This window comes from Blochmannia endosymbiont of Camponotus (Colobopsis) obliquus, assembly GCF_000973545.1.
In the GTDB taxonomy this organism is placed as follows: domain Bacteria; phylum Pseudomonadota; class Gammaproteobacteria; order Enterobacterales; family Enterobacteriaceae; genus Blochmanniella.
Window position 1 is genome coordinate 195,487 of record NZ_CP010049.1, and the last position, 14,433, is coordinate 209,919.

The 14,433-nt window shown below is 27.6% G+C and carries 8 protein-coding genes; all 8 read left to right on the top strand.

Annotated features, from left to right (window positions below; translation table 11 throughout):
* Positions 1-526 precede the first annotated feature (526 nt).
* The 8 genes from mrcB (at position 527) to cysG (ending at position 14,422) form a co-directional block, all read left to right on the top strand.
* The gene (gene mrcB, locus BOBLI757_RS00760) at positions 527-2,887 is read left to right on the top strand and encodes a bifunctional glycosyl transferase/transpeptidase (RefSeq protein WP_052712332.1); all 2,361 of its coding nucleotides are present in this window, start codon (positions 527-529) and stop codon (positions 2,885-2,887) included.
* 676 nt (positions 2,888-3,563) lie between these two features.
* Complete coding sequence (gene erpA, locus BOBLI757_RS00770; RefSeq protein WP_046304659.1) at positions 3,564-3,911, top strand: iron-sulfur cluster insertion protein ErpA; 348 nt, start codon at positions 3,564-3,566, stop codon at positions 3,909-3,911.
* A gap of 1,046 nt (positions 3,912-4,957) precedes the next feature.
* Positions 4,958-6,604: a CTP synthase gene (locus BOBLI757_RS00775; RefSeq protein ID WP_046304661.1), complete on the top strand. Its 1,647-nt coding sequence runs from the start codon at positions 4,958-4,960 to the stop codon at positions 6,602-6,604.
* Between the two features lie 114 nt (positions 6,605-6,718).
* Positions 6,719-8,020 (top strand): phosphopyruvate hydratase, encoded by a 1,302-nt coding sequence (gene eno, locus BOBLI757_RS00780; protein WP_046304662.1) that lies wholly within the window; start codon positions 6,719-6,721, stop codon positions 8,018-8,020.
* A 313-nt stretch (positions 8,021-8,333) separates the two neighbouring features.
* Positions 8,334-10,154 (top strand): NADPH-dependent assimilatory sulfite reductase flavoprotein subunit, encoded by a 1,821-nt coding sequence (gene cysJ, locus BOBLI757_RS00785; protein ID WP_046304664.1) that lies wholly within the window; start codon positions 8,334-8,336, stop codon positions 10,152-10,154.
* Positions 10,155-11,870, top strand: coding sequence for an assimilatory sulfite reductase (NADPH) hemoprotein subunit (gene cysI / locus BOBLI757_RS00790; RefSeq protein ID WP_046304666.1), 1,716 nt, complete (start codon positions 10,155-10,157; stop codon positions 11,868-11,870). It begins immediately after the preceding gene.
* 12 nt (positions 11,871-11,882) lie between these two features.
* Positions 11,883-12,620, top strand: a complete 738-nt coding sequence (locus BOBLI757_RS00795; protein WP_046304667.1) for a phosphoadenylyl-sulfate reductase — start codon at positions 11,883-11,885, stop codon at positions 12,618-12,620.
* A 380-nt stretch (positions 12,621-13,000) separates the two neighbouring features.
* Positions 13,001-14,422, top strand: coding sequence for a siroheme synthase CysG (gene cysG, locus BOBLI757_RS00800; RefSeq protein WP_046304669.1), 1,422 nt, complete (start codon positions 13,001-13,003; stop codon positions 14,420-14,422).
* Positions 14,423-14,433 lie beyond the last annotated feature (11 nt).

The window sequence follows — 14,433 nt, forward strand, 5'->3', positions numbered from 1 at the left end:
ATAGGATTTGAATAATTTTTGTTTAGTTTATATAATGTACTTTCTAAAATTTGTGTGTTTTTAAATTTTCGGGGATTGTCTAATTTAGAAAATATTTTATTATATCATAAAATATTATAAATTATATTTTATGTATATTAAATATAATTTTGGATCTATATTTAATTGTTTTATTAATTTTTAAAAGATTTTTTGATTTAAATTGATTTTAATTATAATGTAATATTGATGTGTTGTTATTTAATGCAGTATATTAGTGGTTTATAATTTTTGGGTATTTATTTAACTATTGTGCTACTTAAAATATAATTGGTGTCATAGTGTGAATATCAATCTTGCGTTATATAAATAATATTGTATTATAAATTTATTTCATTGATGATGATTAAAAATGTAAAATGCGCTTAGGTATTTATAGGTTATTAAATTTGTTACAATTATATTATTTATTGGATTCACGATATTAGTTTAAATATTAAAATATTTAATTATGACAAATAAAAAAAATGGTATATGGAAATAAAATATGGGGGCTGTTGGATATTATAAATATTTTACTTTATTGTTTTTAAAAAAATTATTACGTGATATAACTTTTTGTTTTATCCCATTTGTTTTTATTGTAGTAATTCTTTATGGTGTATATTTAGATGTACAGATACGTAGCCGAATTGATGGTAAAATATGGAAATTACCAACTGTAGTTTATAGTCGTATAGTAGTTTTAGAACCAGGGATGTTATATAGTTGTAGAGACATTGTTACTTTATTAAAAAGCATGCATTATCGTCAAGTGCCTGTAATTACGTCTCCTGGTGAATTTGTTGTAAAATCTAATGTAATTGAATTATTACGCAGATCTTTTAATTTTCCAGATGGAGAAGAAGAGCAAGTTTATGTTTGTATAACTTTTTCTGTAGATAGATTATTACAAATTACAAATAAAGATACCCAACGTAATTTTAGTGTTTTCCGTCTTGATCCTAAATTAATTACTATATTAGAAGAAACATCACTTGGAGTACAAAGATTATTTATACCTAGATCGAATTTTCCAGATTTATTAGTAAATATGTTAATTGTTACTGAAGATAGACAGTTTTATCAGCATGATGGCATTAGTTTATATTCTATTGGGCGAGCCGCATTAGCTAATTTATTAGCTGGACGTACAATACAGGGTGGTAGTACTTTGACACAACAATTAGTAAAAAATTTGTTTTTATCTAATAATCGATCTGTTTGGCGTAAAATAAACGAAGTATATATGGCACTTATTTTGGATTATAGGTGTAGTAAAGATCGTATACTTGAATTATATTTAAATGAGGTATATTTTGGGCAAAATGGTAATGATCAGATTCGTGGTTTTCCGTTAGCCAGTTTGTATTATTTTGGAAGACCAGTAAATGAGTTAAGTGTAGATCAACAAGCTATGTTAGTAGGTATTGTTAAAGGCGCTTCATTATACAATCCTTGGCGTAATCCTAAGTTAGTATTAGAACGTCGTAATATAATATTAAAACTATTAGAAGTAGAGCATATTATAGATGACGTAACCTGTGTTATGTTAAGTAAATTGCCATTAGGTATTCAATCTAAGGGTGATATTTTCACGCCTCAACCAGCGTTTATACAAATGATACGTGAAGAATTGTATAATAAATGTGGTCATCAAATTAATAATTGTTTTGGAAAAAAAATATTCACCACTTTAGATCCTGTGTCTCAACATGCGGCAGAGCAAGCAATAGAGTTGGGTATTTCAATGTTACGCACTCGTCGAAATATTAATGATTTAGAAGGAGCAATAGTAGTGGTGGATCGGTTTAGTGGTGAAATACGTGCTATGGTAGGTGGAGCAGACCCACAATTTGCTGGTTTTAATCGTGCCATGCAAGCTAGACGTTCTATAGGTTCTTTAGTTAAACCAGTTACTTATCTTGCAGCATTAAATGATCCTAAAAAGTATCGATTAAATACATGGATTGCAGATGAGCCTATTAAGGTTAAATTAGATAATGGTAGTATTTGGGTTCCAAAAAATTATGATAGACAATTTCGTGGTAAAGTTATGTTAATTGATGCGTTAGCTAAATCTTTGAATGTTCCATCTGTAAATCTTGGCTTATCGGTAGGATTAGAAAATGTTATAAATATTTTAAAAAAATTAGGTATTCCTCCATCCGCATTAACTTCTTTACCATCTATATTTTTAGGTGCTTTAAATTTAACTCCAGTAGAAGTGGCACAAGGGTTTCAAACTATAGCTAGTGGTGGTAATTATTCTGTTTTATCTTCGGTACGTTCAATTGTTAATGATAATAATACTATTTTATATCAAAGTTTTCCACAATCTATGCACGTAATATCATCTGAGGCAGCATATTTGATATTATATGCAATGCAGCAGGTAGTATCATATGGTACATCTTGTTCTCTTTGTAAAAATTTTTCTTTATTTAATTTGGCTGCTAAAACGGGCACTACTAATGATTTACGTGATAGTTGGTTTGTTGGTATTGATGGCAGGGAAGTTGTTGTAATTTGGCTTGGTCGTGATAATAATGGTACAATTAAATTAACTGGTGCTAATGGTGCTTTGAGCATTTATCATCTTTATTTAAAATATCAACCGCCAATTACGTTAAATTTAATACCGCCGGATGGTATTATTCAGATGTTTATTGATTGTGAGGGAAATTTTATAGATAATAATGAAAAAGCTTTTTGTGTTTTGCCAGTTTGGACTGATAGTCCTCAATTGTTGTTGAATCAGGAATCGCAGGTTGTTAATTACGATCAATTACAACAAAGAAATTTTATTTGTAATCAAAAAAATGAGAGTAAAATTATAAATTGGATTCAAGAATTATTTGATAAATGATATTATATTGTTTGTATATTTTTTATTATTTGATATGTGAATAATTATTTGCAAAAATTTTTGATATATAAAGAAAAAATTTTTGTATTATTTTTATGTACAGGATAATATTTATTGATTATATTATATATATTGCGAATATTTTAATATTATATTTTATATTTATTTTTGTTATTTATTTTTATGTTTTTAATAGAAAATGTGATTTAGGTATATTAATTATAAAAAAATTAGTATTATTGTTATTAAAATTTGTTATATTTTTATTTAATATTTAATGAATTTATAAATTTATATTACATTAATTAATAACTTGATATTATTTAAAATGAGATATTTTATAAAAAAATGATTAAATAGTTTTAGAATATTAAATTAATTATTAAAAATATATTTATGGAGTATTATAAATAAGAATTTAAATATTTATTTTATTCATTAATGTTTTATTATCGTAATTGTACTATAGTTATTGAACTAACAAAGTAATATTTTTTTGTTTATTATTTAGTAATTAAATTTTCAAAATTATTTTTAAAAATATGCATTCAGTAATAATAAAATTATATTATTTATTTTATAGTATAGAGTAATGATTTTTATTTATATTACAATGACATTGTAGTATAGTATTTTTTTAATATGTATGTTGATAGATAAATTATAGAGAAATAAAATGACAGATAATAAAATGAATTTACTTTTGCAATTTACTGATGTTGCAGCAAAAAAAGTTAACAATCTTATAGAAATTCAAGGTAATAAAAATTTAAAATTGCGTGTTTATATTATTGGAGGAGGATGTAGTGGCTTTCAGTATGGTTTTATTTTAGATGAATTAGTAAATGATGGAGATTATTGTGTTGAAAAATGCGGAGCAATTTTAGTTGTTGATCCTTTAAGTTTACAATATTTGATAGGCGGTTTAATTGATTATCATGAGGAAATAAAAGGTTCACGTTTTATTGTGATTAATCCTAATGCTAAAAATACTTGTAGTTGTGGATTATCTTTTAATATTTAGTTTTTTATTTTTATTATTTTTTTCTTTTAGAACGTCTTGAATCGATTGTTATGGTGTTAAAGATTTAGTATTATAATATTTAGATGGATATGTTATTTATGATATGACATGTTACTTTTATATTTTAGCGTTGGATATTTGTTGCATAGTATTTAATGTCAAACTATAAATGAATGTTGAGTTTAATATTTTATAGCAAGGTTAGTAGTACATTAAATTATGGTATTATTTTGATGTATTGTATGTTATTTGTCACTATTACTTTTATTTTTTTTTAATTAAGTTGGTAATTATGTTATTTATTGGTGATTTAATATAAATTTTTTGTAGCGTGGGTAATATCTTTATATATTTGTAATGTCTTATATACAATAAATTTAAATAAATATTTTAATATTTTTGTATTTTGTTAAATATAGTGTTATGATTTTTTTTTGATTGTAAATAATTTTTAATAAAAATAACAATTATAATACATTGGTAGGTATCTTATAGCGTATTATAGTAACAGTTTTGTATATATTACGATTATAGTATATACATATTTATTTTTTATTTTAGAGATATTTAATTGTATTGTGAGAAATATGTAAAAGTTTTTATTTTAAGTTAATATTAATTAATAAATATTAGGTTATCTATGTTATATTTATTTATTTTGTGAAATATTTTATGTTTATTAAATATATTCATATTTTTGATTATTTCAGATATTAATAATATTTATTATTTTCAATAAGAATGTTTTTTAATGGTGTCAATGTAATTGTTTGTTGGTATGGTTTGTGAGTAATTAAGTATAATAATTTAAAAATGTATTTTAATATTTAATCAGAATATTTAGCATGGATATTTTTGTTTATTTAATAATATGATTTTATTGAATAAATAAATGTAATTTGTTAAAAAATAAAATTTATTATGTTTTTAATTCTATATTTGATAGAATATAACCATTATTTAATAATGATGTATTTAATAGTTTAATTTGTATATTATTTTATTTAAAATAGTTATTTATTTGTATCTAAATTATAGGTTAAGATGTGACAACTAATTATATTTTTATAACTGGTGGAGTAGTTTCTTCTTTAGGCAAAGGCATTGTTACGGCGTCTTTAGGTGCTGTACTCGAGGCACGAGGCTTAAATGTTACTATAATGAAGTTAGATCCATATATTAATATCGATCCAGGCACTATAAGTCCTATTCAACATGGAGAAGTATTTATTACTGAAGATGGAGCCGAAACAGATCTAGATTTAGGTCATTATGAAAGATTTATTTGTACTAAAATGACTAGTCGCAATAATTTTACAGCTGGTCGTATATATGCTAATGTTTTACGTAAAGAGCGTTCTGGTGATTATTTGGGCGCTACTGTACAAGTTATACCTCATATCACTAATGAAATAAAAAAAAATATTATGGATTGTGCTAGCAATTATGATGTTATTTTGGTTGAAATTGGTGGAACAATTGGAGATATTGAATCATTGCCATTTTTAGAAGCAATACGACAAATGGCTATAGAAAATAGTCGTGCGCGTACTTTATATATACATTTGACTTTACTACCTTATATTGCCACTTCAGGCGAACTTAAAACTAAACCTACGCAACATTCAGTAAAAGAGTTACTTTCAATTGGTATTCAACCGGATATTTTAATTTGTCGTTCTAATCGAGTGATTTCATATAATGAACGTGAGAAAATTGCTTTATTTTGTAATGTTCCTGTAAGAGCAGTAATTTCGTTAGAAGATGTAAATTCTATATATAAAATACCTATTTTGCTAAAATTGCAAGGTGTAGACAATTATATTTGTAATTTTTTTAAGTTACATTGTCGTGAACCAGATTTATCAATATGGGATGAAGTTATTTATCAAGAGAATCATCCAATAAATGAAGTAACTATTGGCGTGATTGGAAAATATGTTATATTGCCTGATGCTTATAAATCTATACTTGAGGCATTAAAACATGCTGGATTAAAGAACCGTACTGCAGTAAATATTTGTTTAATTAATTCTCAGGATATAGAAAATCAAGGAATATCAGTAATAAGAAAAAATTTAGTGGATGCTATATTGATTCCTGGGGGGTTTGGTTATCGTGGTGTAGAAGGTAAAATTATGGCTGCACAATATGCTCGCGAAAACAAAGTTCCATATCTAGGAATATGTTTAGGTATGCAAGTGGCTTTAATTGAATTTGCAAGACATGTGGTGGGTATGGTAGACGCTAATTCTACTGAATTTGCACCAGATTGTGAATACCCCGTTATAATTTTAATTCCTAATGATCAGAATAAACAAAATGGTACAGATATTTTTGATATAAAAAAACATGATGTTTGTTCTACTATGCGTCTTGGTAGTCATGTATGTCATTTAATAGAAGGTAGTATAGTACATCAAATATATGGAAAATCTATTATATTGGAACGTCATCGCCATCGTTATGAAATTAATAATTTATTATTAGGAAAAATTAAATTGGCAGGAATGAATTTTGTTGGTTTTTCAGAAGATAATAAGTTTGTTGAAGTAATTGAACTTACTGACCATCCATGGTTTATTGCTAGTCAATTTCATCCGGAATTTACTTCAACACCACGTAATGGCCATCCTTTGTTTATAAGTTTTATAAAAGCTGCAAATCATTATCATAAATATATACAAAAATAGAACATGTATAAAATGTTATTATTTTTTCATTATATTAGTTTGTTGATTTTTTTTTGAGTATTGCACTGTGGTATTATATTAGCATGTTAAATTACACATTTTATAGGAAATTATATGTCAAAAATTATAAAAATACTTGGTAGAGAAATCATTGATTCTCGTGGTAATCCTACAGTGGAAGTAGAGGTGCATTTAAAAAATGATTGCGTCGGTTGTGCATCAGTTCCATCGGGGGCTTCTGTAGGTCTTCATGAAGCAATAGAATTACGAGATGGTGATCAACATCGTTTTTTTGGCAAAGGAGTAATTCAAGCAATAAATGCAATTAATGGACCAATCATGCATGAGTTGATGAATAAGGATGCAAATGAACAAAGGGTTATTGATCAAGCCATGATAGATCTTGATGGGACTCCTAATAAATCGAGATTGGGTGCTAATGCTATTCTTGGTGTTTCTTTAGCTAATGCTAAAGCTGCCGCTATTTCTAAAAAGATTCCATTATATGAACATATTTCTGATTTAAATGGCAGTTCAAAATGTTTTTCTATGCCGTTGCCTATGATGAATATTATTAACGGCGGTAAACATGCTGATAATAATATTGATGTTCAAGAATTTATGATACAACCAATTAGTGCTAAAAGTATTAAAGAAGCAATTCGTATGGGTGCAGAAATATTCCATAGTCTTGGTAAAATTTTTAAAAAAAATGGGATTAATATTACTATTGGTGATGAAGGTGGATTTGCACCCAATTTAGAATCAAATATTGTTGCATTAGATTTTATTAAAGAAGCAACGGAATTGGCAGGTTATATTTTTGGTAAAGATATTACTTTAGCTATAGATTGTGCCGCTTCGGAGTTTTTTGATGCAGTAACAGGTATGTATAAAATTAGAAATGAAAAAAAATTATATTCAAGTACAGAGTTTGTTCATTATTTAAAAATATTGTCACAGACGTATCCTATTGTGTCTATTGAAGATGGATTAAGTGAATTAGATTGGGAAGGTTTTATTTATTTTACTAAAGTATTAGGTGATACCATACAATTAGTTGGTGATGATTTATTTGCGACTAATATTAATATTCTTCAAAAAGGTATTGCAAGTCATGTAGCTAATGCAATTCTTATCAAACCTAATCAAATAGGTTCATTAACCGAGACATTAGCAGCAATTCAATTAGCTAAGGATGCAGGGTATGCCACAATTATTTCTCATCGTTCTGGAGAAACTGAAGATTCTACGATCGCTGATTTAGCTGTTGGTACAGCTGCAGGACAGATAAAAATTGGTGCCTTGCGTTGTTCTGATCGTTTAGCTAAATATAATCAATTAATTCGTATTGAGGAATCTTTAAAATTTAAAGCACCATTTTGCGGATTAAAAGTAATTAAAAATAGAATATAGATATTTAATTATTTATTATATTAAATTTTAGTATGAAGCAGTTAAAGTACTATATATTTTGCAAAAATGTAATGAAGTTTTATTATAAAATATTTATGTTGTATAAATATTGTTTTATTAAATTTCAAATATTAAAGAGATATAGTTTTTATTGTGTTTTATGGTTATGTTTTAATGTTATCAAGAGGTTACATGTTTGGTTTTTTTACTTTTTTAGTTTTTGAGTAAAAGATATTGATGTTATTTTTGATAGTAAGATTATATAGGTTTAAAATTATTGTTTTTTTAAATATAGATAATGAGATAATTATTTATGATAAAGTCGTTTTTACCAAGTAAATCTATGCCATTGACTATTGAACAGTTGAAATGTTTAGAAAGGCTAATTAAAGATTTATCTTCTTCACAGATAGCGTGGATTTCTGGTTATTTTTGGGGGATCATTCATGATGATAATTCTCAGAATAACGATAATTTTGTTTCTCAAGATAAAATATTAAATTACGATGATATTGTTATTACTATTTTATATGCATCTCAAACTGGTAATGCCCAGCGAGTAGCTGAACAGTTATATAATGATTTACTTGCACAACAGTTTAAAGTAAAAAATATTAATATTAGGGAATATAAATATAAAAAAATTGCACAAGAGACTTTTTTATTGATTGTCACATCTACTCACGGTGAAGGTGAACCTCCAGAAGATGCTGTAGCGTTTTATAGGTTTTTATTTTCGAAAAAAGCTCCATTAATGACAAAAACTTATTTTTCTGTGTTTGCTCTTGGTGATCGTTCATACGAACATTTTGCAAAAGTAGGTAAGGATTTTGACAAACGATTAGAAGAATTAGGTGCTAAACGTTTATACAATCGATGTGATGCAGATATTGATTATCACCAGCAAGCAAATAGTTGGCGAAGCACTATTGTTTCTTTGTTGCACAAAAAATTAAGACAACAAGATAAGTGTCTAAATTTGACACAAACTGGTAATGATATTACAAAAAATAATTGTAATGCATTTTCTAAAGAGCAACCGTTAGCTGCGTATTTAATATCGAAACAAAAAATTACTAGTCGAAGTTCTATTAAAGATATACATCATTTAGAAATTGATCTTGTTAATTCTGGATTACAATACCAACCTGGTGATGCATTAGGGATTTGGTATGAAAATGATTCGGCATTAGTTAACGAAATTTTATCTTTATTAAATTTAACAGGTAAAGAGATAATAAATTTTAAAGCACAATGTTTATCTTTGGATATAATTCTTCAAAAATATTGTGAATTAACTCAAAATACATCTTTTTTTGTACGTAATTATGCTAATATACTGAATGATAAATCTTTTTTATCTTTAATCGCTCAAGAAGAAAAATTAAAAAAAATTGTGACATCTATGCCTATTGTTGATTTAATTCGTCGTTTTCCTATTAAATTAAACGCTATCCAAGTATTGGATTTATTTAGACCATTAACACCGCGTTTTTATTCTATTGCGTCCTCACAAGCAGAAGTTGGTAATGAAGTACATATTACTGTAAGCGTAGTTCGTTATAAAGTTAATGGTTATTTACGGTCAGGTGGCGCTAGTAGTTATTTAGTTGATAGATTAAATGAAGATGATGTATTAAAAATTTTTGTAGAATGTAAGGATAATTTTCGATTACCTAAAGATTCTAATACATCAATTATTATGTTGGCTTCTGGAACTGGAATTGCTCCATTTCGTGCTTTTATGCAACAACGATTCATGGATGGTTCATTGGGAAAAAATTGGTTATTTTTTGGAAATCCTCAATTTATCAATGATTTTCTTTATCAAGTAGAGTGGCAACGTTATTTTAAAGATGGTTTATTAACTCGTATTGATACAGCGTGGTCGAGAGATCAAAGTAATAAAATTTATGTACAAAATAAATTATTAGAACAAGGTTCTGAAATATGGCGTTGGTTAAATGATGGGGCACATATTTATGTTTGTGGTGACGCTCGTTATATGGCGTATAGTGTGGAACAAGCATTATTAAAAATAATAATGAAATACGGTGTGATGAATCTGGAAAAATCTAATGAATTTTTAGATATGATGCGTATTCAAAAACGTTATCAACGGGATGTATATTAAATGAATTCTCAAAAATTTAAAGTAGTATCATTATTATCTGATCATGAACGTTTAAAACGTGAGAGTAATTTTTTACGTGGTACAATCGTTCAGGATTTAGAGGATAAGTTAACTGGTGGTTTCAATGGTGATAATGTCCAATTAATTAGATTTCATGGTATGTATCAACAAGACGATCGTGATTTACGTGCAGAACGAATGGAACAAAAGTTAGAACCATTGATCAATATTATGTTGCGTTGTAGATTACCTGGTGGCATTATTACTCCTAATCAGTGGGTGGGTATAGATAATTTTTCTAAACAGCATACCTTATATGGCAGTATACGTTTGACTACTAGACAAACTTTTCAGTTGCATGGTATATTGAAACCTAAATTGAAAAATATACATAAATTGTTACATGAATTAGGTTTAGATTCTATTGCTACAGCTGGTGATGTTAATCGTAATGTTTTGTGTACTTCTAATCCAATGGAGTCGGAATTACATAGTCAGGTGTGGCTTTGTGCAAAAAAAATTTCTGCACATTTGTTACCTAAGTCTAATGCTTATGCGGAAATTTGGTTGGATGGAAAAAAAACTGAGTATACTGAGCAAGAAATAATTTTAGGCTCTACTTATTTACCCCGTAAATTTAAGATTTCCTTAGCTATTCCACCGCAAAATGATGTGGATGTTCATGCTAATGATTTAAATTTTATTGCTATTAATAATGAAAATGGTCGTTTAATTGGTTTTAATGTGTTAGTAGGTGGCGGTTTGGCCATGACATATGGAGATACTAGTACATATCCACGTAAAGCTAGTGAATTTGGTTATATTATTAAGGATGATATTTTGAAGATCGTTGAAGCTGTGGTTACTGTTCAGAGAGATTGGGGAGATAGAGTTAATAGAAAAAATGCTAAAACTAAGTATACTTTGGATAGAGTAGGGGTAAACAAGTTTAAAAAAGAAGTAGAAGATCGTTCTGGTGTCAAATTTGTTCCAATTGTACCTTATGTATTTTCTGAACGTGGTGATCGTTTTGGTTGGATTAAGGGAATGCATGGATTGTGGCATTTTACTGTGTTTATAGAAAATGGGCGTATTCTTGATTATCCAGATAAGTTATTAAAAACTGGTTTAGCTAAAATAGCTGATGTACATAAAGGTGTGTTTCGTTTAACTGCTAATCAGAATTTGATTATTTCTGATGTAAGAGAAGAAGATAAAGGTATAATTGAGTTTTTAATGAGGAAGTATGGTGTCATTGGTGATAATATTACGTTACAACGTAAATCGTCTATGGCTTGCGTGTCTTTTCCTACTTGCCCTCTTGCTATGGCAGAAGCTGAAAGATTTTTGCCCCAATTTGTTACCAAAGTAGAACATATAATGTTAAAATATGGTTTGGCTAATGATTCTATAATTTTGCGTATTACAGGTTGTCCTAATGGTTGTGGTCGTGCGATGTTGTCAGAAATAGGTTTGGTAGGTAAAGCGCTTGGTCGTTATAATTTATATTTAGGTGGTGATTATACAGGAACTCGTATCCCTCGCATGTATATGGAAAATATTACTGAAGATCAAATTTTAAAAATATTAGATGATACTATTGGACGTTGGTCACGTGAACGTTATGAGAGAGAATCTTATGGTGATTATGTAATACGAGCTAAAATAATTAAGCCGGTTTTAAATTCTGTGGAAGATTTTTATGTTTCAGATTGAATGTTTAATTAAATGAATAAATATAGTTTAAATTATTTTAATTCTTTAAATATAGAGAAGCAGTGTTCGTTTTTAAATAAGATAAATTTAAAGTTGAATAATTTTACAGTAGAACAGAGAATTAATTGGGCCTTGGAATATTTACCCAAAGAAATTGTTCTTTCTTCTAGTTTTGGAGTTCAATCGGTTGTTAGTTTGCATTTGATGATTCGTCAATTTCCTAATATTCCTGTTGTTTTAATTGATACTGGTTATTTATTTCCTGAAACTTATCGTTTTATTGATCAATTAACAGAGCAACTAAAATTAAATTTACGGGTTTTCCGGCCTGTAAAATCTCCTGCTTGGCAAGAAGCACGTTATGGCAAATTGTGGAAGCAAGGAGTACAAGGGATTAAATACTATAATTATATTAATAAAGTGGAACCTATGTTACATGCTTTAAAAAAACTTCGAGTAGGCACTTGGATAGCTGGTGTACGACGACAACAGTCACATAGTCGTAAAAAATTAATGATATTATCTATCCAACATCATGTTTTTAAGTTGTTACCTATCGTTGATTGGACCAATCAACAAGTACATCAATATATTAAAAAATATATGTTAATGTATCACCCGTTATGGGAGCAAGGTTATGTATCATTAGGTGATATTCATACTACTAATAAATGGGATTTTGGTATTAGTGAAGAGGAGACTCGGTTTTTTGGTTTAATAAGAGAATGCGGTTTACATTATAGCAAGTAATTTTTTTATATTTTTATACGTTGAGTTTTAATAAGATATTATGATTTAAAGATTTATTGTAAATTGTTTGATATTTGTTATGGTTGTTATTACTTGTTTTAAGTACTAGTAAGTTAATTGTGTAAGTAAATTTATTTTTTTACAAATAATAATTGATATGTCGTTTTTTTAGCTTATTACTATAATAATACATGTGTATTGTTTGATTTATTGATATTATTTTATTGAGAAGGAATATGTGTATTTTATATATTTATGAATAATTAATTAAATTGTTGGAATAATAGTATGCGTTATTATATTTTACAAAAATTAATTGTTTTTTTGTTTTCATTATTTGTTAAATTTTAATATATAACTTTGTTTTATATAGGTTTTGTGTGGAATATTTAGCCATATTGGTTGATCTTAAAAATCGTCCCGTATTAGTAGTTGGTGGTGGGGTTGTTGCTGCACGTAAAGTGCGTATGCTGAAGTGTGCAGGAGCTAAGATCAAGTTAGTAGCAGATATGTTATGTTGTGAATTACTTTCATTAGTTAATGATAATAAAATTCAATGGATAGATAAAAAATTTAATTCATTAATGCTAGATGGAATATTTTTAGTTATTGTTGCCACTGATAATAAAGAACTTAATACTTTAGTGTATTGTAATGCTAATAAACGACATATATTAGTTAATGTTGTGGATGATCAGTTGAAATGTTCTTTTATTTTTCCTTCTATTATTAATCGTAATCCTATTATAGTAGCTATTTCTTCTTGCGGTAAAGCTCCTGTATTAACTCGTATATTACGAGAAAAATTAGAAGCATTATTACCTAATTTTCTTGGTATTATGGCTTCTTTAGCAGGATCTTGGCGTAGTGTAGTAAAAAAACATATTTTAAATATAGTTGAACGTCGTAAATTTTGGGAAAATGTGTTTTGCAGTGCTTTTGCTGATTTAATAGCAAAAGGGCGATTGAAAGAAGCTAATACGTTTTTATCTCAATCGCTTGATTCAAAAAGTTTTGTACAATCAGGATCTATAGCTTTAGTAGGAGCAGGTCCTGGCGATAGCGGTCTACTTACATTGCGAGGTTTACAACTTATTCAACAAGCAGATGTAGTTTTATATGATGATTTAGTTAGCCAAGATGTTCTTAGTATGGTTCGTCGTGATGCTCAATGTATTTGTGTTGGTAAACGAGTTAACAATAATTCTATATCACAAAATACAATAAATGATTTATTAGTTAAATTAGCAAATGAGGGTAATCGAGTAGTAAGACTCAAAGGTGGTGATCCATTAATTTTTGGACGTGGTGGTGAAGAATTGCAAAGAATTATAGAATCAGGCATTTCCTTTCAGATAGTACCTGGTATTACAGCAGCTTCTGGAGCTGCTGCATGCACTGGTATTCCATTAACTCATCGTAAATATTCTCATAGTATTGTTTTTATTAGTGGTCATTTATGTTGTAATGATTATGATAAATTAAATTGGAAAATGCTATCATGCAAATATCAAACTTTAGTTATTTATATGGGTATAATGAATGCATCAAAAATTGGTAGTTTATTAATTAATCATGGTAGAGATTTAAAAACACCTGTAGCAATTATTAGTCGCGCCACTTATAGGGATCAAAAAATATTAGTTGTGCAATTAGAACAGTTACAACATTTTTCTCAATATGTAGTACTTCCGGCATTATTGATAATTGGTGAAGTTGTTTCATTTTATGTGAAGACTAATTTGTTTAGTCAACAAGATTTTAATATCTATGAGTTTAATTCAGTTATTAAATTATATTAGGGAATGGTTTG